Source organism: Levilactobacillus suantsaii (assembly GCF_014069315.1).
Lineage (GTDB): Bacteria > Bacillota > Bacilli > Lactobacillales > Lactobacillaceae > Levilactobacillus > Levilactobacillus suantsaii.
Genome location: NZ_CP059603.1, coordinates 213,807 through 235,754 on the forward strand (window position 1 = coordinate 213,807; position 21,948 = coordinate 235,754).

21 protein-coding genes are annotated in these 21,948 nt (G+C 50.1%); 5 read left to right on the forward strand and 16 right to left on the reverse strand.

Translation table 11 applies throughout. The features are described 5' to 3' along the window. The first annotated feature begins 57 nt into the window (after positions 1-57). Together H3M12_RS01035 and H3M12_RS01040 are read left to right on the forward strand one after the other, a co-directional pair. On the forward strand, positions 58-402 hold the full coding sequence (locus H3M12_RS01035) for a PadR family transcriptional regulator (protein ID WP_129032432.1): 345 nt from the start codon (positions 58-60) through the stop codon (positions 400-402). Then, positions 383-1,057: a DUF1129 domain-containing protein gene (locus H3M12_RS01040; RefSeq protein WP_129032431.1), complete on the forward strand. Its 675-nt coding sequence runs from the start codon at positions 383-385 to the stop codon at positions 1,055-1,057. The genes H3M12_RS01035 and H3M12_RS01040 overlap by 20 nt, the downstream gene beginning before the upstream one ends. 79 nt (positions 1,058-1,136) lie before the next feature. On the opposite strand, the gene H3M12_RS01045 is transcribed toward H3M12_RS01040, so the two are convergent. The 3 genes from H3M12_RS01045 to H3M12_RS01055 all read right to left on the reverse strand — a co-directional run bounded on the left by H3M12_RS01045 (position 1,137) and on the right by H3M12_RS01055 (position 3,735). Continuing rightward, positions 1,137-2,411, reverse strand: coding sequence for a glycoside hydrolase family 27 protein (locus H3M12_RS01045; protein WP_129032430.1), 1,275 nt, complete (start codon positions 2,409-2,411; stop codon positions 1,137-1,139). A 271-nt stretch (positions 2,412-2,682) separates the two neighbouring features. After that, a complete protein-coding gene (locus tag H3M12_RS01050; protein ID WP_129032429.1) occupies positions 2,683-3,168 on the reverse strand; it encodes a flavodoxin in 486 nt (161 codons plus the stop codon). 33 nt (positions 3,169-3,201) lie between these two features. Then, a complete protein-coding gene (locus tag H3M12_RS01055) occupies positions 3,202-3,735 on the reverse strand; it encodes a flavodoxin family protein (protein ID WP_129032428.1) in 534 nt (177 codons plus the stop codon). A 112-nt stretch (positions 3,736-3,847) separates the two neighbouring features. Between H3M12_RS01055 and H3M12_RS01060 the strand changes: the two genes are divergently transcribed. Beyond that, a complete protein-coding gene (locus tag H3M12_RS01060; protein ID WP_182150799.1) occupies positions 3,848-4,720 on the forward strand; it encodes a LysR family transcriptional regulator in 873 nt (290 codons plus the stop codon). Between the two features lie 328 nt (positions 4,721-5,048). Here the strand turns inward: H3M12_RS01060 and H3M12_RS01065 are convergent, their stop codons facing one another. Then, a complete protein-coding gene (locus H3M12_RS01065) occupies positions 5,049-5,630 on the reverse strand; it encodes a TetR/AcrR family transcriptional regulator (RefSeq protein ID WP_129032426.1) in 582 nt (193 codons plus the stop codon). 226 nt (positions 5,631-5,856) lie between these two features. On the opposite strand from H3M12_RS01065, the gene H3M12_RS01070 reads away from it, so the two are divergent. Next, complete coding sequence (locus H3M12_RS01070; RefSeq protein ID WP_129032425.1) at positions 5,857-6,126, forward strand: hypothetical protein; 270 nt, start codon at positions 5,857-5,859, stop codon at positions 6,124-6,126. A gap of 439 nt (positions 6,127-6,565) precedes the next feature. Here H3M12_RS01070 and H3M12_RS01075 read toward each other — a convergent pair whose 3' ends face one another. From H3M12_RS01075 to H3M12_RS01100, 6 genes are all read right to left on the reverse strand, one after another. Then, positions 6,566-6,814, reverse strand: a complete 249-nt coding sequence (locus H3M12_RS01075; protein WP_225423508.1) for a hypothetical protein — start codon at positions 6,812-6,814, stop codon at positions 6,566-6,568. 111 nt (positions 6,815-6,925) lie between these two features. Next, positions 6,926-7,618, reverse strand: a complete 693-nt coding sequence (locus H3M12_RS01080) for a 2,3-diphosphoglycerate-dependent phosphoglycerate mutase (protein WP_129032424.1) — start codon at positions 7,616-7,618, stop codon at positions 6,926-6,928. Positions 7,619-7,843: 225 nt separating this feature from the next. Next, positions 7,844-8,635 (reverse strand): SGNH/GDSL hydrolase family protein, encoded by a 792-nt coding sequence (locus tag H3M12_RS01085; RefSeq protein ID WP_129032423.1) that lies wholly within the window; start codon positions 8,633-8,635, stop codon positions 7,844-7,846. Positions 8,636-8,803: 168 nt separating this feature from the next. After that, positions 8,804-9,940, reverse strand: a complete 1,137-nt coding sequence (locus H3M12_RS01090) for an AI-2E family transporter (RefSeq protein ID WP_129032422.1) — start codon at positions 9,938-9,940, stop codon at positions 8,804-8,806. Positions 9,941-10,109: 169 nt separating this feature from the next. Continuing rightward, on the reverse strand, positions 10,110-11,294 hold the full coding sequence (locus H3M12_RS01095) for an ROK family protein (protein ID WP_129032421.1): 1,185 nt from the start codon (positions 11,292-11,294) through the stop codon (positions 10,110-10,112). Between the two features lie 572 nt (positions 11,295-11,866). Beyond that, positions 11,867-12,823 (reverse strand): hypothetical protein, encoded by a 957-nt coding sequence (locus tag H3M12_RS01100; protein WP_182150800.1) that lies wholly within the window; start codon positions 12,821-12,823, stop codon positions 11,867-11,869. A 201-nt stretch (positions 12,824-13,024) separates the two neighbouring features. On the opposite strand from H3M12_RS01100, the gene H3M12_RS01105 reads away from it, so the two are divergent. Beyond that, positions 13,025-14,218 carry an SAM-dependent methyltransferase gene (locus tag H3M12_RS01105; RefSeq protein WP_129032419.1) on the forward strand — a complete coding sequence of 398 codons (1,194 nt, stop codon included), beginning with the start codon at positions 13,025-13,027 and terminating at the stop codon, positions 14,216-14,218. 157 nt (positions 14,219-14,375) lie between these two features. On the opposite strand, the gene H3M12_RS01110 is transcribed toward H3M12_RS01105, so the two are convergent. From H3M12_RS01110 to H3M12_RS01135, 6 genes are all read right to left on the reverse strand, one after another. Then, positions 14,376-14,720, reverse strand: a complete 345-nt coding sequence (locus H3M12_RS01110) for an AzlD domain-containing protein (RefSeq protein WP_129032418.1) — start codon at positions 14,718-14,720, stop codon at positions 14,376-14,378. Positions 14,721-14,738: 18 nt separating this feature from the next. Further along, positions 14,739-15,542 (reverse strand): AzlC family ABC transporter permease, encoded by an 804-nt coding sequence (locus H3M12_RS01115; RefSeq protein ID WP_129032417.1) that lies wholly within the window; start codon positions 15,540-15,542, stop codon positions 14,739-14,741. A 314-nt stretch (positions 15,543-15,856) separates the two neighbouring features. Next, positions 15,857-18,478, reverse strand: coding sequence for a YhgE/Pip family protein (locus tag H3M12_RS01120; RefSeq protein WP_182150801.1), 2,622 nt, complete (start codon positions 18,476-18,478; stop codon positions 15,857-15,859). Next, positions 18,475-19,023, reverse strand: coding sequence for a YhgE/Pip domain-containing protein (locus H3M12_RS01125; protein ID WP_129032460.1), 549 nt, complete (start codon positions 19,021-19,023; stop codon positions 18,475-18,477). Before H3M12_RS01125 ends, H3M12_RS01120 begins: the two co-directional genes overlap by 4 nt. 353 nt (positions 19,024-19,376) lie before the next feature. Beyond that, positions 19,377-20,708: a D-alanyl-D-alanine carboxypeptidase family protein gene (locus H3M12_RS01130; protein WP_233449197.1), complete on the reverse strand. Its 1,332-nt coding sequence runs from the start codon at positions 20,706-20,708 to the stop codon at positions 19,377-19,379. Between the two features lie 57 nt (positions 20,709-20,765). Further along, positions 20,766-21,941, reverse strand: a complete 1,176-nt coding sequence (locus H3M12_RS01135; protein WP_129032414.1) for a sensor histidine kinase — start codon at positions 21,939-21,941, stop codon at positions 20,766-20,768. Positions 21,942-21,948: the final 7 nt, after the last annotated feature.

Genomic DNA, 21,948 nt, shown 5'->3' on the forward strand with positions numbered 1-21,948 from the left:
TAGCAGCCGCCCTCTATACTAGCTATGTTGTAAAACAACCTAGCAAGAGGTGACAACATGAAACAGACCCAGCTCATCAAGGGCGTCTTAGAAGGCTGCGTTCTGGCCATTATTGCGCAAAAAGAAGTTTACGGCTACGACCTGATGCAAGCGTTGAAACACCGTGGGTTCACCACCATCGTTGGGGGGACTCTGTACCCCCTGCTGGTCAAGCTCGAACGCAACGGTGACCTCGCCAGTCGCACCAAGCCTTCCCCTGCTGGGCCTAATCGGAAATACTATCGATTAACGCCCCAGGGGACCCAAACGTTAACGGAATTCAGCCAGCAATGGACGCAATTAAAAGGCAACGTTGATCAAATTCTAACGGAGGCATTAACCCATGACGAACCCCAACCGTGATTTAACCACCATTAATCAGCTTAAACGCCAGCTGTCACCGGCGGACCGCAAATACATCGATGACTTACAAGTCTACCTCAATACCGCAACCGTTTTTTATAGCAACGCCCCAATCAACGCCCAATTATTGGCCATGCTCCAGGACCTACTCAACGCCAATCAAGACGGCCTAAACGCTGCGGAATGGTTCGGCCACGACCCGCAAAGCATGGCCGACGAAATTCTCCGCCAATTTCCGCAACCACAATGGCGCGCTAAGCTCCGTGACCTGGCTGGATTCGTCGCCCTAATTATCGGCATTAGTTGGTTCTCCTTACTCCTCAGTAGCCAGAAAACGCCCCAAGGCCTGCAGCTGAATCTGCTAGCCTTTGTGGGGGTGCCAATCGTTGAACTCATCGTCATCGGCGTAGCGTTCAAACTGCTCCATCGCACGACCTACCAGAACGCACATTCATTTTTCCATCGGCATCTCCCAGTCATTCTCATGGGGCTGATTTTCCTACTAGGAGTGGCTGCCATTCTCGTTACATCCTTGTCTCCCATTGGCGTCACCTACATTCTGCCAACACCTTGGGACACTGTTTTGCTGACTAGCATTATCCTGGTGGCCACAAGTTGTTTTGCGGTGTCACTTTACTGGCGCTACCATAGTTGATCGTTTAATCAATGCGACTCAAAAATCCTGATAACTGGCTGAACTTACCGTTTTGCCATTACCAGGATTTTTAGTAACTTTAATCAATCCGTAATAAGAACACATCGTGCTGCGGAATCTGCACACTACCGCTCTCTAAGGTCACGGGCCGTTGTTGCCAAATATCGTAACCAGTGGTTGGAACCTCCCACCGTTTAACTGCCGCCGAGGACAAAGACAATGCCTGATTTGAAATATTAAAAATGGCAAAATACTGGTGCATGGCACTAATCCCCCGCCAAACAATCACTTGGTCGGTCCGGGTCACCTGGTACTTTTCGGTAAGTTGGTCATCCATGGCCAACAGGTCGGGATTAGTCAGTAGACTCGTGGTCCATTCATCCAAGTCTGGCAACTCACCGCCCATGATCAATGGTGACTGCATCAAACACCACAGTGTCATCATGGTTTTCTGTTCAGCCTTGGTAAAGCGAGTCTGACGGTCACCCCCAGGGCCATCTACTGACCGTAGCCCAATGTGCCCCAGCGGCAACATATCACAATCAGGCCAGTTTCCCGGACGCGACAGACTTGGCCATTCTTCGGCCCGGTCAAACATGTTCAACAGTAACGACCACTCATCCCAGAAATCATCCGTAATGCGCCACATGTTGGCCGTGTGTTGAAAAAATGCCCCGTTCACCACGGGCGCTGGTCCGGGTGACAACGACAACACCATCGGCCGACCACACTGGTCAATGGCTTTGCGTAAGGCTGTAACTTCCGCCTTATGGGTCCCGCCGTAAATCACGGAGTTGGCGATATCATCGCATTTGATGAAATCCACTCCCCACGACGCATAAAGATCCATTAATGAATTGTAGTATCCCTGACCTTCTGGCAACGCTACGTTGACTCCGTACATGTCCGCGTTCCAAGGACAAATGTTGTTTAAGGCAATATCACGAGCCGTTTTAGTCGTACCCTTCAAAGCCGTGGCCTGATGTACCGCTTGGCGGGGAATCCCCCGCATGATATGAATGCCAAATTTCAAACCCAATCCATGGACGTAATCCGCTAACGGCTTAAAACCTTGACCATTCGCCGCCGAGGGGAACCGCTTCGGGTCGGGTAATAGACGTGAATACTGATCCATCACCAGCGGAGCAAAATTGTGATACTTGGACGAATTGGCCGTGGGTTCATACCACTGGATATCGACCGTTACGTACTCCCAACCGGCTGAACGCAAATAACGACTCATGTACGCCGCGTTGCGTTTCACTTCGTCTTCACGCACGGAAGCCCCGTAACTATCCCAGCTGTTCCAGCCTTTTGGCGGTACTAACGCCACCTTTCTAAACTCATCAGTCATGCTGACTGCTCCTTTCGTGGTCTTCCAATCAGTTCCCACTCATTGCTCGCAGTTTCTCATGCCTACTTATTATCTTAGCATCTAAGAAAGCGATTACAATGGTGGCAAAAGTATAATTGGTGTTTAAAAGTAACCCGCTCTGAGACTTTTGGTGGCGAAAAGTAACGTTCCATAGCACTCAGCTTGCCAACACGCCAAAAAACGGCCCCGTCCCAGTGACCTGAGACGAGACCGTCAGATGATGCGTTTCAATTCTACTGACTCTATTTGGTTAGGCCAAATCTAATTCTTTCAGCCACTGCTTGATTTGCCGATCGTTCATCAGGACCGCGCCTGGATGGACCGTGGCGGTGTAGTGGTTATCCGCGATGGTCCGCTCGATATTACGTTGTGACCGGCCATAACCGGTCCCACCCGACGTCGCAAAACCGGCGAATTGCTTACCATTTAAGTCTAAGTGATCGATGGTGTCCGTAATCAAACGCGGTGGAATCCCCCACCAGATGGGATGACCCAGCAAAATGTTCTGGTAACCCGCGAGGTCTGGTAGATCGTCTTGAATGGCGACCCGGCTAGCGTGTTCGTGTTGTTCCTTCGATGTCCGGGAGTCTGGATCATGCCAATTCAAATCAGCTGTCGTGTAGGGTTGTTGCGCGTGTAACTCGTGCAGATCAGCGCCTAATTGTTGCGCAATCTGTTCGGCGATGCGTTTCGTCGTCTGCGTTGCTGAAAAGTAAAGGACTAGTGTGTTCGCCATAATGGGCTCCTCTCTTCAATGCTGTTAATTGGGTTATTTGATGGACTGACCCAGGTCGTGGGCTTGTTGCACATACACGGCCAGTTTGCGTTGGTTCCACGAATCGTCGGCATAAATGTCGCCAAGACTTGGCCAGCGCATGTATTTTTGAAGCTTTTGCAGTTGGAGCTTGATGGCCCCGAGGTCGTCTTGACTACCGTAGCCAGTCACTAAAACGACGGACTTTTTTCCCTTCAACTCATGATTATAATCGCAAAAGCGGTCAATCACCGCTTTGAGCTGAGCGTTAATCCCGAAGTAGTACAGTGACGAAACCAACACCACCACATCGGCCTTCAATAGGTGCGGCAGGACGTCGTTTTCCACCGGATCATTATCCGGAATCCCGACTTCCATCCCCGACGCCTTTTCAAGTTGTAAGAAGTGCGGTTGGTCCGTCCCTTGCAGACCCGCATCATACCGGTAAACTGAATGACCAGCTTCCTTAGCGCCCGCTTCAAAGGCGTCAGCCAACTGCTTAGAAGTCCCGGGATTGTGGGGACTCCCCGTTAACATAACAATTTTCATCTTGCACGCCTTCCTTTCTTAACATTTTATATTATAGGCGCTCTCGTCTTGCTTGAAAATTGACGTTTAGGCATGCTAGTATAAATTCAATTTAAGGTAGGAGGTGTCAGCCATGATTGATTACCATTTGCTGGCGGTTCTGGCGACTTACGCCCAAGTGGGGACCTTGGCCAAGACGGCCCAAAAATTAGGGCTCACCCAGCCGGCAATTTCTCATTCCATGCAAAAACTGGAAACCGATTTAGGCGTCGCGCTTTTTATTCGTCAGCCGAATAAGCTCTACCTCTCCGAGACCGGTAAATACGCCGCGCGCGAAGCTAAAAAGGTGCTGAACAACAACGCCAACTTCGTCACCCGCGTCCAACGTTTCAGCCAAAATCAAGCCACTCTAACTGTGGCGGCCAACGCCCCCGGGCCGTTGATTGTCCTGCGGTCCTTGGCCCCGACTAACGTCCAGATTCAAGCCGACTTTTTGGTTGCAAACGTCGCCGAAAGCCTCACCGACGAACAGGTGACATGCGTGTTGATCAATCATCCTTTGAAGGCCTTCGATATTACATCCGTGTACCTGGGGACCGAAAAGATGGCGGTCAATTTGCCCGCTGATAGTCCGCTCGCGAACCAGCCAACGTTGACCTTTCAGGACTTAAGGGGGCAAACGTTGTTGAGTCCGCAGAATATCGGCTTTTGGCAAACGATTTATCACGACCAGATTCCGGCGGCCAAGCTGATTTATCAGGATCAATCCCAAGAATACAGTGAGATTTTAAATTATTCTCGTCTCCCCTTCTTCACCACCAACCTCACTAATCTTAACGATGAGTGGGGCCAGCACTTGCCTAACGACCGCTTGCTCAAACCGTTAACCGACAAAGTCGCCCACCAACGATTCTACGCCTGCTTTCTCAGCCGTAACCGGCAGCGGGTGATGCCACTAGTTGAACAGTTGCAGGAGCGATGGGCACAATTGGATGCGCACCCCTGACATAAAAAATAACCCGGTAAGATTGGCTTCAATCAGTCATCTTAGCGGGTTGTTTTTATTTCAAAAATTATAAGATACCCCTTCAACTGCTAATTTTACGCTACATTTCACCACCAATCCGCTTCATATTCATCGCTCATCCGAACGATTAACACGTAGTCAGGCAGTAACAAGTGGCGACGCCGTTTTTAGCGAAATAGTCTTTTTCTCGGCAACGCCCCGACCAATTCACTCAGCGAAATCAGTGACCTGATTATAACGGGCCTTCACGCTGGTCCCTGCCACTTAACCATAGCCAGCTGATCAAAACTAGGTGGCGTGAGTCGCCTTATGGGGACGGTTGCGACTCGTCGATTTGTAATAAGATTGCTTTACGAATGATACTAATCGATTCAATCACGGCTGGTAGCGAATCGGTGCCATGAGTGATGACCCATTCGATTAACGTCATATGCATACTGGTCCCCATATCGGCAATTAGCTCAACTGGGACCTCATGAATGGGACCTTGTTTTTGAATATAGTGGCGCCATTCGGTATGTAGTAGCTGGCGAAAGCTTTCCTTTAAATCAACGTGAGGTTCATGAACCGTAAAAAGAATCTGAATCGCCCGGCGATGCGGTGCCATTGCGATGATGACCTTATGAATCAAAGACTCTAAATCACCGGCAACCATCTGGTTAAAATTCTGATCTAATTGCTGGACCAACATTGTCTGATAGTAAGTCACAATTCGGTCCAATAAGTCATACTTATCAAGGTAGTGACTGTAAAAGGTTGAACGACTGGTGAGTGACTTTTGACAAATATCACTCACGGTAACCTTAGTAAACGGTCGTGTCGTGAGCAACTCTAAAAAAGCGGTTTGAATATCACGTTCAGTTTTTATTTTTCGCACGTCTTTTGTCATAATGAATACGTTAACGAACTCCTCAATTTAAGATAGGTCTAGCATACCACAAATTAATTGCAGCTTAATTGTTGCCTTTCGAACAGTCAGCAAGGCTTTTGTTCGAAATCTGACAATTAAACTTATTTTGATGGTGGGATTTATAAACGAAACAGGGTATGCTTTAGAGGTTAGGAAAGCCGGCATAATTCCTTTCAAATTTATAGAGAGAATAGAGGTCATGATAATGTTTGCTTGGAGTTTTTGGATTTTAGCAATTTGGTTCATTATTAATGTCATCTGGATGTGGTTCGTTCTCGACCAACAAAGCAAGCAAAAAACGTTTGCTTGGATTAATGTTGTTGCCGTTATTTGGGGCTTCTGGGCATTCTACGGTGCTACTCCGGTTAGTGGATTAAGCACTTGGTTCCAAGTCTTAATTTGGGTGAACGTCATCCTGGCATTAGTTCAGTTCTACTTTGGCTACCGTCATCTTACCAATTCGGCAAGATCGTAACAGCCACTAATCCGGTCACCCACTTAAGCGCACTTACGGTAATCTAAAGGGGTATGCCATCATCAATTTTTCAAGGGACCCTTGACCACACCGGTTTTGTCGTTCCCGATATTAATCAGGCTATTGTATTTTTTACGAAGATCTTACCCTTCAAGATGTGATTGTAATTAGAGCCTCGACCATAGTTTAACGCGTTGCTATGGCGGCTCTGATGAAGCCGTAATGGGGTGCTGAGATTGGTTTAACTGGATTTAATTGAATAGTGCTGTTGTTTCTGGCATGCTTCCGAACTTCGGGGGCATGCCTTTTTTATCATATTAGCGGCAGGCAATCACTCGAGTCTCCCTTCTAGGGGCAATCTCCATAAAAAAAAGAACCCAATTCGCAAACGAATTGGGTTCCCCTAAGCCGCTTCACCAACACCAGTTGAGCAGGCTTTTTAGCTCGCGTCCGCATCCCCTTGCACGAACACGTGCTTATCGTCCAGTACGTACTGGAACTCGACGGCGTCCAGCATCAAGCTGGCCCGGAACAAGGCCTTCAAGCCCTGGTCGTTGCCCATGACCACGAAGAACTCGCGGTCGGTGCCGCTGACCCGTTGAAACTCCTCGTATTCGCCTTTGTAGCCCTCTTTGCGAAACAGGGCGATAATCTTCATCATTTCAACTTGCGTTACTGGTTTAGTCAATTCTCAATCTCTTTTCTTCTCTTATAGTGTGCACCTGCCGTAGCGCACGATACGCTTTTCCCCACGAAAAAGCCGACCCTGCAATTGCCGGATCGGCTTTACGAGTTGGGACTACTTGCCCAACTTCGTCTTGTTCGTCATGTTTAACTTGTCATCGAAGTCGTAGACCACTGGTTCACCAGTTGCCATTTCGAGGTTCATGATGTCGTCATCAGAAATCCGTTCGATGTACTTGCTTAATGCCCGTAATGAGTTACCGTGCGCTGCAATCACCACGTTCTTGCCGTCAAGTAACTTCGGAGCGATTTGGTCTTCCCAGAAAGGCATAACCCGTTCCAAGGTAACCTTCAAGTTTTCCCCACCAGGGATGATGTTCGGGTCCAGATCAGCGTAACGCCGATCGTTAACCGCAGAACCTTCATCGTTAGCGTCCAACAGGGGTGGCAAAACGTCGTAAGAACGCCGCCAGATGTGAACTTGGTCGTCCCCATACTTTTCCGCGGTTTCCTTCTTGTTTAAGCCTTGTAATGCGCCATAGTGCCGTTCGTTCAAGCGCCACGTCTTAGCTTCTGGAATCCAAAGTTGGTCGGATTCTTCCAAAACGTAGTGTAACGTCTTGATAGCCCGCTTTAAAACTGAAGTGTAAGCGTAATCGAATTGTAAGCCGGCTTCCTTGACCTTTTGGCCAGCTGCCTTTGCTTCTTCAACACCCTTTTCACTCAAGTCAACGTCAACCCAGCCGGTGAATTGGTTTGAAAGGTTCCATTCACTTTGGCCGTGGCGAATCAGTACTAATTTTGCCATTATTTAGACCTCTTTCTTTCATAGTTTACCTTTGCTATTCTACACCATCTCCCCGTAAATTTCAGCAATATTCGGTGATTTACGCGGTGGTCTGGTTATTACACCGCAAATCTAACCGGGGTCGCAATGCTTCGGGGGCAAACGCGGTGCTTGGCTACTGGTTTCATCATCAAAAAAGAGGCGCCCAAGTCGTCAATAACCTGATTGCCTCATAAAATACGTTGCTTAAGCATGCTGTTTTTTAGCAACTGCAGGCGGATCCAGTTGAAGCGTCTCAATCAGTTGCTGGCGAAAGAGTGGCGTCCAAATGTTGCGGTAACCCAGCCGTGTCGGGTGGGCATCATCGACCATAGCGAGTGGTTGCGCCTGGTTTTCGGCCTTGACGATGGGATTTTGCCAGAGATCCAGAATCGTGAAGTGCCATTTCTGCTGCAATGCCCACAATTTATGGACTAATTGGGCATAGTCTGGATCCGGATGCCGCACACAGGTGTAAAAAATCAGCGGAACCGCCCAGTACTGGTGCACGTAAGCCGCCACCGTTTCAATGGCCCCTAGCGTGGTGGTCGTGTCAAAACCGTGCCGTTGTTGCGGCGGCGTGACGTGGCCCAAGGCTTTGTGATGGCGCCCGTCGTTGGTCGACAACTGACAAACGAACGCGTCCAGTAGCGCTGTGACCGGAATGTTGTGCCGCATCCGGGGCAAGTAACTGTCGGCTTCATCCCCGGCCAAGGTGGTTCCACTGACGGCTTCTTTGATAGCAATCACGCCGTCTTGAGCCACTAAATAATCCACGAATGAATCCTGTAGCGACCCCGCCCCGGCCGTAATGGACGACCCCAAAAAGGCGATGCGCTTGCCTGCCAGCGGTGACCTCGGGTGTAGCGGTTGGCGACTTGGGGCGTAGCGTGGTAAATTACCACCGATCAAACGACTGACCATCGACTTGCGTTGCAACCGATCACTGGCATCGGCCAATCTGATTGCCCCGCGCAATAAGTGTTGCCGAATACTCATTTCATATCACTTCCTATTTTTCAATGTAGCACAAAAGGTCCCCTGACACTACTATAAGCCTGGTCCTCCCTTAGTCTCACCTTCACCAGTAAAACCCAAAAAGAGGAAACCAAGTCGGCGATGACCTGCTTTCCTCCATAAAATTCACTTCTGGTTGCCAACCGACTGTTACGGTTGGTCGTGTTTCTCTACGTTGTTATCGGTATCATCACAATCAGTATCTTCCGGATGGTGATGGTGTCGCCCGTGCGTTTGCCGATATTGCCGCAATTTCTCCACGTCGACACCCGGGTGTAGGCCGTGGACCGGCCGCACACCTAAGATATCTAAGAAGAAGGTAAAGATGGGCACCCCGACGATCAAGCCCCAGACGCCGAAGAGCTGTTCTCCCGCCAGTAACACCACGAAGGTGTAAAAGATAGGGAGCTCTGTCCGGCTGGACATGAACTTCGGGTTCAACACGTAGGCTTCAAGGGCGTGGACCACCACGATCATCACTAAGATGTAAATGATGTAGCGATAGCCGCCCACCGAGTAACCCAAAATGGCCAATGGAAAGACCGACACGATGACCCCGGCGACCGGAATCAGGCTCAACACGAAGATCATAATGGCTAACGTCGGCAACTGTGGCATCTGCATGATGGCCAAGATAACGGTGGTAATCAGGGTGTTGCACAGCGCGATAAAGAACTGGGCTTCTAAGACCACGCCGAAGGTATTGATGAACTTTTCGGCGAAAAACTTGATGTCTTGGAAGATCCAACCATAAGTGCTGGTCAAGAACCGTTGGGAAAAGGCCGCCATCTGCTTGTCTTCGATGGTGAAGAAGAAACTCAGAATCATCGACATAAAGACGGTAAAGCCAAAGGAGCCGATGGTCGACACGTAGTTCAAGACCAACTTGGCACCGTTTTGCAACTGATTGACAATGTCCGAAGTGCTCAGGTAATTGATCACCCATCGCGCCACTTCGTTGGTGTCGTTGTCGGGATTTTGGTAGAACTTATAGAGCTGTTCGATGCCCCGCATCGACGAGGTCACGAGTTGTGGTAAATAGGTCGTAATCGCCCAATACAGCCCGCCTAAGATGACCACGTAGGTCACGATGACGATCAGCTGGGAGGGCAAGTGCACGTGACGGTGCACAAATTTCACTAACTGGAGGACCAGAAAGGTAAAGATAAACGTCAAGAGAATCGTGTTCATTTCACTGCGAACCAGCCATAAGATGAGGATAATGGCTGCCAGCACCACGAAACGGCGGAGCCGGATGTTCGCGACAAACCGTTCCCATAAATTCAAATCGCATTCCCCCACTCTTAATCAGCTTAATTATACCCTACCCGTCGCGATTGCCGAAGGAATTTCCCACACCAACACCTAAAAAAGCAGTTTGACAACGCCCCGCCATCATCGGCGGGACCTCATCAAACTGCTCACATTATCGTTATATTTTAAATGGTCAGGGGCCTTAAGATTCCAATTCCTCGAGTACGACTTGCCGTTCGTTCTTGAAGGTCAGCTGTAAGTCATCGAGACCTAAGACCCGGTGAATGATGGCCGATGACCCACCCATCAAGGACGCTTCCTTAGCCTTCTTGGTCAAGAGGAGCGGGGCCTTGCGGGAAATCGCCATCTGGTCAACGTAACCGCGAACCCCATCCATCAATTCAGGCAGGAGTTCCAAAATCGGCGCGTTCAAGACGATGGCATCTGGGGCAAAACTGCCGGAGAGGTTTGCCAAGACCTTGGCCAGGTAGTAAGTGAACTCATCCAGAATGGCGAGTAATTCGGGCTGATGGCCCAAGTAATCCCGCCGAATCCGGTTCACATCCACGTGGTCCAGATGCTGGTAAGCCATGATACGCTTCAACACGCTAGTCTCAGAAACATAGTGGTTGACCGTTTCGTGAGTCTGTTCCTGGTACCGGTCGGCTAATGGGCACCGGCCGATGACGCCCGCTTCACCCGCGTGACCCCGGTACAAATGCCCGGCCGCGACGATGCCGGCGCTAACTTGATCCCGAATGGTGACCGAAATCAAGTTCTCGTAGACGCCCTCACCGGAAAAGTCCCGTTCGAAGATGGCCGATTCGTTGGCCAAGTTTTCCAAGACCACCGGCACGTTGAACTTGTCGCCGAAGTACTTGGCTAAATCAAAGTTCTTCAACCCAGCGAGCGTGGCCCCTAAGATTTGATTGTTGTCGATCATGCCATCTAAGCCAAAGGACAACCCCAACAGCCGGGTATCACGTTCCGCCATCATCTTGCGGATATCGTCTTCAATCATATCGAGCGCCGTGGTCAAATCCACGTTGCGCGTCGAAACGCTGGTGTAGTCTTCCGACTTACCGTCTAACCGGCACGCCAACATAGTGAAGCGTTGCCGGAGGATATTGATACTGATGATGTAACCGTAGTCGACATTCAACAACGCCATGACTGGCTTCCGACCACCGTTACGGGTGCTGACCCCGTGACCAACCTCACGGATCAAGCCTTCGTGGAGCAACTCACTGTAGATATCCGAGACCGTCACCTTGTTCAAGCTCAGGTTCCGGGAAATCTGACTCCGCGAAATGGGTCCTGCATTGACAATCTGTTGCAACACTTGCTTTTCGTTCGTCGTCCGCATGATATGTTTGTTAATAATCATAATATGGTGGTGATGTTAACCCCCGATTAACCATGACGCTAAGACGCTTGCCTTAGTAGAATCGCTTAATCCCCCAAGATCATCACGACTCTGGCCACCTGGTGCCACATCACCCTTACCCCCCTTACAGTGTAATTGGTTTGTGGACCTATTACTATAGTAAACCTCACTTACCAATAACGGGTAAATAACGACTCGCCAGTTTACGACGGTTTTATCAGGTCTCAAAGTCCCCAAACCACTGGTATCCTTGACCTTTTGTGTGTCAAATCAGCCGTTCTGGGGTCGCAAAACTTTCTAACGTCTGGTTAAGTCGCCTTACAAACTACATTACCCTAGAATATATTATTAGTATTCATGAGGTTGCCCTCACATAATCGATTCACGTTACAACTTAACGGCGCTTAGTGTACCATAGGTTGCTCGCAAATTCGGGTCCTAGCGGGGCGTTGGTAAGGTCGGTTTACCCCGCCCCAACCATAATCCACAAAACGGGCCGAAGACTAGTTACGCCTTCGACCCGTCCATCGGGGGGCGGCTCGACCCTTGTCAATCGTGGCCACTCCCAGTAATTATTTCAGATATTGTTGCGTGTACTTGGTCAAGGACATGCCCTTTTTGTCAGCTTGCTGTAAGGCGACACGGATGTCCTGATCACTCATGGCGTCTGCTTGGCCGCCCGCAGCGTTAATGGTCTTGCGCGCTGAACTGATTTGGCTAGCCGTGATGGTCTTGCCGTTCAGTTCCTTCTGCTTCTTAGTGACCGTGTACTCGTTAGACCCCTTGTAGTTCTTAGCCGCTTGAGATTCTGACGAGGTCAACGATGCCCCGGTGTTTTTGGTGCTACTACTGCTACTATTACTATTACTGTTACTGTTGCTAGTGGCCGCTGCCTTACTGCTGGACGTCGTCGTGCTGCTAGCACTAGATGACGCCGTTGTTTGGCTGGAGGCACTAGAACTGCTGCTAGCCTGGCCCGCGTTGTTGGCCTTGCGTAGGGCTAAGGCTTGGGTGTACAGGTCCTTATAGTAGACCTTCTGGAATTGCTTATTATTGAAAAGTTCATCTAACGTGTTGTTGGACGTGCCGTAGTTCAAGGCCTGGTTCTCACTTGCCGCCTGCTTCAAAAGCTTCTTGAATTGCTTGACGTTAGCCTGAATGACCTTGAGTTGTTTCAGGCGTTTCGTCGCCCGTTGGATCAGGACCTTGGCACCATTTTTGGTATCTTTAACCGTCTGATAGCGGCCTTGTGCGCGACTAAATTTACGCGCATCCAACGCATCTTCCCCGGATACAAAATGCTGCGTTTGCGTCAAATACGTCTGCGCGGTCTTATCATTCAACCGCCGCTTCATCGCATTCTGAAAATAACTTTCAGCTTGCGTGTAATCTTTATTCGTTAGGGCTGTGCGCCCATTGGTCATCGCCGCTTGGTATTCCTTCGCGGTGGCGTGGTGGTTCGAATAGGCGTAACCGCCAATTAAAAGTGCCACCACGAGTGTTGCGACGACCCATACCCATTTTTTCAAAGTGAAGACCTCCGCTGGTAAAAGTGTAATTCATTATACCATGTCCATTTCACATTACTGTCATTTTTGTAAAATCGACGCAACGTTAACCGTTTTCACCTAAGACGTCCCCCTTACTCTCTTGCGGGGATAGGCGTATAATGGCGTAGTAATTCTGTTTTCCTTGTCGGAAGACAACGAAACGAGAAAGGACCCTCTAACATGCTTGAAAAAACTTTTTACAAAACGTTTCTCAGCCATACCTTTAACATCCCCGTCCGTGTGAACTATTGGGACGGCTCCAGTGATGTGTACGGGGACGGCACTCCAGAAAACACCATCACCATCCATAAGGCCATTCCGATTAAGGAAATCTCCCGCAACGCCTCGATTGCGTTGGGCGAAGCCATCATGGACGGCACGATTGAAATTGATGGCAGTATTGAGGATCTCCTCACTTCGGCTTACGAAAATGCGGATAGTTTCTTCCATAATAAGAAGTACATCAACTTCCTGCCGAAGCAGAAGCACACCGAAAAGGAAAGTAAGACCGACGTGCAGAACCACTACGATATCGGGAACAACTTCTATCGTCTCTGGCTCGACGACACCATGACTTACTCCTGTGCCTACTTTGAAACGCCGGAAGATGACTTAACCACCGCACAAGTCAACAAGGTCCACCACATCATCAAGAAGTTGAACCCGAAGCCGGGCAAGACGTTACTCGACATTGGTTGTGGTTGGGGTACGTTGATGCTGACGGCTGCCAAGGAATACGGCTTACACGTCACCGGGATTACCTTGAGTCAGGAACAATACGACTACGTGACCCAAAAGATTACCGACGAAGGCCTCCAAGACGTCGCCGAGATTCGGCTGGAAGACTACCGGGAATTGGGCGATGAACAATGGGACTACATCACGTCCGTCGGGATGTTCGAACACGTCGGCCAAGAAAACTTGGGCGAATACTTCAAGTGTGTTCAACAATACTTAGCCGATGACGGCGTGGCGTTGATTCACGGGATCACCCGGCAACAGGGTGGCGCCAACAACGGTTGGTTGAACAAATGGATCTTCCCAGGCGGCTATGTCCCGGGCTTGGTCGAAAACTTGACCCACATCGTCGAAAATGGGCTGCAAGTCGATGACATGGAACCCCTGCGGCGCCACTACCAAAAGACCGTCGAGACTTGGGACAAGAACTTCAACCAACACCGTGACGAAGTAGCCAAGATGTTTGACGAGAACTTCGTGCGCATGTGGGACTTATACCTGCAGGCTTGCGCCGCGTCCTTCAAGTCTGGTAACATTGACGTCATTCAGTATCTGATTTCTAAGGGTCCGTCCGCCCGGATGCTGCCGATGACGCGGGACTACATGTACGCCGATTCAACTAAGGTGACGAATTAAATGAATGATTAGTTGCGACCGCGGATCGTAACGACTTTTAAAGGCTCACCGGCTAACGCGTGATCAACGTTAACCGGTGAGCCTTTTTGGGTGTGGGCATTAAAAAAAACGACCCCCGCATCCCCGGGATAGTCGTTGTTGTAACGCTTTACTAAATTCAAATCACCATTGAGAGGAAAAAGACCGCAATTAAACCGGTGATCACCGAAATCGCCATCGACCGTGTCCGGTATGCAATAAAAATCACGATAACGGCCGCTAACATTTCCGGCACCTTGGTTAAAATCAACTGGTAGCTTTCACTGTCAATAAACACGTCTTTGACCACCAGCGCGGTAAAAAGTGATACTGGCACGAACTTCATCCATTCGTTAAACCATTCCGGAATCTCCCGCTTGGTAAACAACATCAAGGGTAAAAAACGCGGCACGAAGGCAACGCAAAAGCCGAGAATAATCAACCAAAAATGTTGCGTGCTGGTCCAAGTATTAACTGTACTCATAAACGTCTCCCTGCATCCTTATTTTTCATCCGTACTTTCTACCGCCGACTGCTTGGCCCCTGGGCTGCGCAGTTTCCAGAGCCAATGGCTATCTGGGAGCCGTTTACGCAGCGTAGATTCCAGCGCAAACCCAATCAACGACGCAATAATGGTCGAGATAACCAGGCCTAAGGTCGACTTGGTCAGCATCATGCAGACCGCCGCTAAGACCCCGGACAACAGACAGATCACCACCGTTAAGCGGTTCTTGATCTGCATCACGATCATGTATAAGAAGAGCGCCGTTAACGCAAAATTGACAATCCCCAGATCAATCTTCAAGGTGCTCCCAATCAAGCTCCCGATAACGTTGCTGAGCGCCCAAAAAAGCAAGGAATAGTGCTCAACCATGAGCGCTTCTTTGCCAGTCCACTTCTTATCGGTCGCGAATTTCAGGTAATTGATCGCGTAGTTTTCATCGTTTAGGGATATCGCAAATATAAATAAGAATCGATTCGGTTGACCCTTTAAGTATGGAGATAGACTCGAACTTAACAGGGCATACCGTAGTTCCAAGAAAAACAGCATCAAGACTATTGAAAGTAATGGAGAATTAATGGTCAACATCGTGGCAATTAAAAATTGTGCCCCACCAGAAAAGACTAGTATCGAAACTAATCCGGTCAATAAGGTATTAAGCCCTGCCGCGTGTAGTAAAATCCCACAAGCCAGCCCGATTGGAATGTAACTCAAGTTAAGGGGCATGGCGACCCGCAGTGTCGACCGCCATAAGGGTTCGTTGGGGTCCGGCACTTGCTTAGGGTTTGGCCTTCGTCTATTCAAGAATGTTTGCCTCCGTCGAATACTCTAAGATATGAAATGCATTATAAAACCACACGTGGATATTTTACCATGTTTCACAAGATTTTCATACCACGAGTCCGACATTATCCGCGCCCAAGCGTCACTTTTTAAGCCCCCTAGAATCCCGTTTGTGAAAATTCTTAGCGTTTTTTCACGGAAAAATAATCTTTCACCACCCCCGAATCGCCCCACGTCACGCCAAAATGGCCTCCACCCGCAACGACTGCAGATGGAGACCATTTCATGATTTAATTTTCAATTAGTCGTAACGGTTAGCTGACTTGCCAAACGGCTTACGAGTGTTGGTTCGTATGGGCATCTTCAACGGCTTGGAGCTTTTGATTATCGTCTAATTGCGAGACGCCCATCAGGTGCTTCTTTTGGAGCCACTGCATGGTTGGGTACAGGCAGATGATGCTGATGACGGCAAAGGCGCCTAAAATCAAGACGGCTTGACCAATCATACTGCCACCCCCCATGCCGCTGGTGATGGCTTGCCGGAACCCCAGAATCGAGTAGGTCATCGGTAAGAATGGGTGCACCACGTTAAAGAAGTGGTTGGTGACTTCCATCGGGAAGGTCCCACCGGAACCCCCGAGTTGGAGCATCAGCAGAACCATCGCAACAAACCGTCCCGGATTATCTAGAAGCATCGACAGGAACATGACAATGAACATCGACGCCTCCGCAAAGAAGATGGAAACCAGGATCAGTTGGCCAGGATGGTCGACTGATAAGCCCCCGAGCATCATCAGGAGTGGTTCGACTACGGCCATCGCCAAGGCTTCAAAGGCCCCAATCGACAATTTGCTCAAGAACCAGCCGGTGGCGGTCCCCCCGGCTAATGAAACTTTCCGGATTGGGAAGACGAAGTTGAAGACCAACGCCCCCACGTACAGCGCCACGGAAAGCACGTACGGCGCTAAGGCGTTCCCGTAATTCGGGACGTAACTGTAGTTCTTGTGGTTGAGTTTCGTCGGCGAAGCGAACATGTCGGCCGTCTTGCTGGTCAACGGTTGGGCGTTGACTTGGTCGGCACCATCCTGTAAGGACTTAGCCAGTTTCCCGGTTCCGTTCTTCAGTTGATTGGTGCCATCGTTCAACTTGCCACTATTATTGTTCAGCTTAGCGGACCCATTAGCTAACTGGTTCACGCCACTCGTCAGCGTTGGCACCTTGCTGTTCAATTCAGCGGTCCCACTGGCAAGTTGACTCGCCCCACTAGTCAGTTGCGGGGCAGCCTGGTTCAGCTTGTTGCCGGCACTGGTCAGTTGGCCGGTGCTGGAATTGAGCTTGTGACCCGCCGTGGTGAGTTGGCCCGTGCTGGAGTTGAGTTTATTGCCCGCACTGGTCAACTTGCCAGTATTGGCCGTCAACTTGTTCACGCCAGCAGCGGCCGTTTGTAACCCATTGTTTAAGGTCGAGGTACCCGATGCCAATTGCTTCGAGCCGGACTTCAAGGCCGAGCCATTCTTGGCTAACTTGGCCGTTCCGTTCATAATCTGGGTGACCCCGTTCGTCAGCGTTGGCACTTGCGCGTTCAATTGTGACAAGCCAGACGTTAACTGGTTTGACCCACTCAAGGCACTGGAAACACCAGCCGTGTAGGTGTCCAGGCCGGTGCTCAATTGACTCGCACCAGAAACCAAGGCCGCCACATCCTGTGTCGAATTCCCCAAACTTTGGATGGCCGAGCTTTCATCTTGGAGCGTCGATAACGCCCCCTGCATCGCGGTTAAGTCATCACTGTCAATTGAACTCATCTGCGTTAATGCCGTTTCTAATTGCCCCACATACGGTTGTAACGTGGCAAGAGCTTGCAATTTGTCAGAGACCGCACTCATTGCTTCAACTAGAGCCGTTGAATGCGTGATTAAGTCCTGAACCGCATCGCTAGCGGTCGCACTTTCTTTAGTGGTTTGAGCGCCTGAATTCTGGGTGCTGTTTTGTAACGATTTTGTCTTCGTTTGAGTTTCTGAAACGGCCGTTTCCACATCGGCCGCCGCGGAACTGATCTTTTTACTATCCCCGTCTACTTCAGCCGAACTCAACGCCGCGGCTTTTTCAGCGGCAACCGAAGCTGCTGAACTGGCGGCCGCTGCACCGTCACTGCTGCTATCGCTACTACTGCTACTGCTGCTAGACGCCGAACTTTGTTGCGCCTTAATTGTAGCAAGGTCTGTGCCCACATCTTTTGTACTGCTAGTCAGTGTCGACAAATCATCGGCACTTAGGCTGTCCAATTCTTTCAGCGCCGTCGAGATGGTTTTCACTTTCTCGGCCGACAAACTCCCTTGGGTGGCTTGTAACTCTGATAAGACGGTCTGCAGTTCCGTTAGCTTCGTTGGGTTACTCGTTAATTGCGAGAGGGTCTTTAAACCTGGTGCCAGTTCCGTTAACAGACTTTGCATCTGCGTCAACCCACCCGAGAGTTGTTGGGCCCCAGCGGTCAATTGGCTGGAATTATTATCAAGCTTTTTCAACCCGCTGCTCAATGTTGTACTGCCAGAGGACAACTTAGACACGCCACTAGCTAGTGGCTCAACTCCACTTCCGAGTTGCTTGACCCCGGTATTGAGGGTGTAGACGCCATCAACGTACTTGTAAGTCCCGGATTTTAAGGACTTAGCCCCGGTGTTCAATTGCTTGCTTCCAGATAAGAGCTTCGGCATCCCCGTTCCCAGTTGACTCACGCCACTGGTGAACTGGTTCACGCCTTTCGTGTATTGGCCCACACCGCTCGTGTATTTGTTGACGCCACTCGTGTACTGTCCGACACCGGACGTGTACTTGTTCACGCCAGCTGAATACTGTTTAACTCCGGACGTGTAAGTCCCTAGGCCGGCCTTCAACGTGGCGGCCCCGTCATTCAACTGTTGAATCCCGGTAGCCAGGGGTTTGACCGACGTCTTCATCTAGCGGCCTTGCCCATACCTTTACCGACCTTATAGATCTGGTCAAAAGTTGCTTGCGCATAAGCCTTAGTGACCTTCGCACTGATTTGGCTTTGGAGCTTGTCCGCTGCCGTATCACTCATGATCTTGGCGATATAGCTGGCCGACGCGTTGGTGTTGTAGTTAAACGTCATCTTTTTGGGATGTGCGTCTAACGCCGTCGCCGCGTGGGCCGAGAAGTTCTTCGGGATCGTGATAACCGTGTAATACTTGTTGTCTTTCAATCCCTGGGCCGCTTTTTGCTGTGACACGAACCGCCACCCCAACTGGTGGTTCTTCTTCAAATTGGTAATCGTCTGCGCCCCCACGTTCAGCTTCTTACCTTGGTACTTAACCGGTTGGTCGAGGTTGACGACCGCGACCGGTAACTTACTTGTTTGTCCATACGGATCCCAAACGGACCGCAGGAAAAAAATACAGAAGAGGAATGGAATAAAGATAACTGCTAAAACCGTTGCTAATATCAACCGGTTATGCAGAATGTAATGCCATTCGCGTTTAACCATGTTCACAAGTTCCAACTCCCTTTGTCTCATAATAAATATAAATAAGTGCATGCACCGCTAATATGCCGGTTACTGGCGCAGTCTGATGCCTGGGCTTGGTTCAAAAAACAACATGCCCTTGACAGTATTGGGCCATCAAAAAAGTAACATGCCCTTGACAATACTGGATCATCAAAAAGCAACATGCCCTTGACAAATGTTCAATTAGGCGTATTCCCGGTCCTATCCGGGGCTCACCTCCTTTGCCTAAGTGGTGCTAATAATTCAGTGGATAAACTATGTATCAGCGGCAACATAAAGAGGACCACGGGTCACAAGGGGACCCCCAGTCCTCTAAATATTGCCTCATTCAATTAAAACAGAGCGACAATCCAACGCCACATCCGGACGAAGACGTTGGCCTTCTCTACGGATGACGTGACCTTCAACGGAACCTTAACTGTCTTCGTGTTCCCCAAGAACCCGAGTTGATCACCCTTTAAGGATAGATTGGCAGTCCCGATGGTCGTATTTTTGGCGACTGGAGCTTCCAACGCCTGATTCTTAGTCAGCTTAGTCTTTAATTGCGGCTTAGCCGTGATGTTGCTAGCGACTTGGTCGTTACGAATCCATAACTTCACGCTCTTAGCCAATGCCGTTTTGGCGGTCTGCTTTTTGGCGCTTTGGGTCGCAACGGTCTTAGCGCCCTTGACCCGGGTGCCTGCAGCGTAGGTCACCGTCTTGAAGTTGTTATAAACGTACGACATCATCTTTTGGGTTTGTTGGAACCGTGATGGGTCGGTCTCGGACTTGTGTGCGGCGTGTAAAACGACCGTCACGATCCGGTTACCGCCGTTATGGGCGGTCCCCGTGAAGTTGGCGCCGGCAGCCGTCGACGTCCCGGTCTTCAAGCCATCAACGTGCAACTTGGTGTACGAGGCAGATAAGCCCTTCAACATCCAGTTCCAGTTTTCCATCTTCGTAGCGTCCTTGGTGCCCCTTTCAAACCACATCTTGGTAATCTTTGTGGTCTGTAAAACTTCTGGGTACTTGTTCAACAGGGCCACGGCCAGCTTGGCTTGGTCGGCAGCGGACCAGGCGTTTTCGGCCTTCCCCGCAACGTTATCGTAACCCAAGTCACCAACTTGCTTGTTAGTCAACCCACAGGCGTTGTAAATCTTGGCGTTGGTCATGCCCAATTTCTTGGCTTGGGCCCGCATCTGGGTGACAAAGGCGTGCGGAGAACCCGCAACGGCTGCGCCCAAGGCTTCAATGGCCCCGTTAGCCGAGTAAATCAGGGACGCTTGGTAAAGGGCCTTGACCGTGTAGCTGTGCCCCGCCCGTAACGGCACGTTAGATAAATCCGTGTCTTGGGCGACTTTGGCCACCGCCTTACTGATGGTGACCTTTTGCGACCACTTCAGCTTACCGGAATGAATGGCTTGTAATACCAGGTAAATCGACAACAATTTAGACATCGAAGCCACCGGCAAACTCTGCGAACTATTCTTGTCGTAGAGAATCTGACCGGTCTTGGCGTCGACGGCAATCCCCGCCTTAGCCTTTAAGTTAACGGTGGTGCTCGCTGAGTTAGTCGTGGCGGCTTGAGCCGTGACCGTTGGGGCAACATTAGCAGTGCCAAGGCCCCCGGTCAATAAGGTAACGGCCGCAACAACCCCGACCATGAGTTGACGTAAACGTTTCAAAGCAAAACTCTCCTGTCTTATGTAACCGCGACGCCATTAAGAACGTCCCGGTTTAATTTAATTGTCGGCACCCGCCGTTTTTAATCGCTGGGGCACCGTTAAGGGGTGTGCGTGTTGCGTTGGTAAGTGAATCACGAAGCTGGTCAGTTCGTCCGTGGACTCGACGTAAATGTACCCGCCGTGCAGTGCCACGATACTTTGAGCGATGGCCAGTCCCAAACCGGTCCCGCCGGTCTCTTTGGAGCGGGACTCCTCGACGCGGTAGAACCGTTCGAAGATCAGCGCTAGCGACTCTTTAGGAATCTTCGGCCCGTCGTTCGTCACGCGGACCTCGAGTTCGGTGTCGGAGACGTGCTTGGCTACCAGGTCAATGTGTTTCCCCCCGTCGCCGTACTTCAAAGCATTGCTGACTAAGTTATTGAAGACCCGGACCAATTTCTCAGCATCGGCCTCCATCATCAGTGGCTTGTCACCGACAGCGGCGCCAATCGTCATGCCCTTCTTTTGGGCTTCCAATTCGAAACTCGCGGCAAGTTGTTCCAACATCGCCCCTAAGTCCAACTGGTTCAGACTCAACGGCGTGTCAGTCTGCCGCACCTTGGTGTATTCAAACAAATCGTCGACTAACGATTTCATTTGTTTGGATTTCAAGAAGGCCGTATGGGTATATTTCAATAAGTCCTGGTCTGAATGGTACTGCTTGTCTTCAATCAAGCCTAAGTAGCCAATAATCGAAGTCAACGGCGTCCGGATATCGTGGCTGACGTTAGTGATCAATTCATCCTTCGACTTTTCGATAGCCCGTTCTTCGTTCATCGAGCGAATCACGGAATCGACTAAGGCGTTGACGGAATCGACCACCCGCTGGACGTCCCCACTGACCCGAAACGGAATCCGATGATCAAAATGACCGTTAGCGATATAGTGCAACTCTTCAATAATGTGATGCAGTTGCATCTGTTTGTAGCGCCGCACCAGTCGCCACCAGACGACCAAAGCGTCGCCAATCATCATCAGACCAACGAAGAGGTTCTCCCAACTCCACAACTGATAATTATAGGGACCAAACACCACGGAGCGTTTAATGATGAAGATCCCATCACGGAGACCGGGGTTACTCTCGATAGCCTGAACAATCAGGACCAGTAACGCGAGGTTCAGCATGAGCAGTAAGATCACGGTCACGACGCCTTCCATAAACAGCGCGCTTTTTTCCCTGGTCGTCAGCTTCATGCCGGTC

What these genes read in the sequence shown, in the direction of transcription:
- H3M12_RS01120 (WP_182150801.1), bottom strand. Translation starts at nt 18,478, where the DNA reads ATGAAGACGTCGGTCAAACCCCTGGCTACCGGGATTCAACAGTTGAAT.
- H3M12_RS01095 (WP_129032421.1), bottom strand. Translation starts at nt 11,294, where the DNA reads ATGATTATTAACAAACATATCATGCGGACGACGAACGAAAAGCAAGTG.
- H3M12_RS01125 (WP_129032460.1), bottom strand. Translation starts at nt 19,023, where the DNA reads ATGGTTAAACGCGAATGGCATTACATTCTGCATAACCGGTTGATATTA.
- H3M12_RS01040 (WP_129032431.1), top strand. Translation starts at nt 383, where the DNA reads ATGACGAACCCCAACCGTGATTTAACCACCATTAATCAGCTTAAACGC.
- H3M12_RS01070 (WP_129032425.1), top strand. Translation starts at nt 5,857, where the DNA reads ATGTTTGCTTGGAGTTTTTGGATTTTAGCAATTTGGTTCATTATTAAT.
- H3M12_RS01055 (WP_129032428.1), bottom strand. Translation starts at nt 3,735, where the DNA reads ATGAAAATTGTTATGTTAACGGGGAGTCCCCACAATCCCGGGACTTCT.
- H3M12_RS01085 (WP_129032423.1), bottom strand. Translation starts at nt 8,635, where the DNA reads ATGAGTATTCGGCAACACTTATTGCGCGGGGCAATCAGATTGGCCGAT.
- H3M12_RS01080 (WP_129032424.1), bottom strand. Translation starts at nt 7,618, where the DNA reads ATGGCAAAATTAGTACTGATTCGCCACGGCCAAAGTGAATGGAACCTT.
- H3M12_RS01110 (WP_129032418.1), bottom strand. Translation starts at nt 14,720, where the DNA reads ATGAGTACAGTTAATACTTGGACCAGCACGCAACATTTTTGGTTGATT.
- H3M12_RS01035 (WP_129032432.1), top strand. Translation starts at nt 58, where the DNA reads ATGAAACAGACCCAGCTCATCAAGGGCGTCTTAGAAGGCTGCGTTCTG.
- H3M12_RS01105 (WP_129032419.1), top strand. Translation starts at nt 13,025, where the DNA reads ATGCTTGAAAAAACTTTTTACAAAACGTTTCTCAGCCATACCTTTAAC.
- H3M12_RS01050 (WP_129032429.1), bottom strand. Translation starts at nt 3,168, where the DNA reads ATGGCGAACACACTAGTCCTTTACTTTTCAGCAACGCAGACGACGAAA.
- H3M12_RS01065 (WP_129032426.1), bottom strand. Translation starts at nt 5,630, where the DNA reads ATGACAAAAGACGTGCGAAAAATAAAAACTGAACGTGATATTCAAACC.
- H3M12_RS01135 (WP_129032414.1), bottom strand. Translation starts at nt 21,941, where the DNA reads ATGAAGCTGACGACCAGGGAAAAAAGCGCGCTGTTTATGGAAGGCGTC.
- H3M12_RS01060 (WP_182150799.1), top strand. Translation starts at nt 3,848, where the DNA reads ATGATTGATTACCATTTGCTGGCGGTTCTGGCGACTTACGCCCAAGTG.
- H3M12_RS01045 (WP_129032430.1), bottom strand. Translation starts at nt 2,411, where the DNA reads ATGACTGATGAGTTTAGAAAGGTGGCGTTAGTACCGCCAAAAGGCTGG.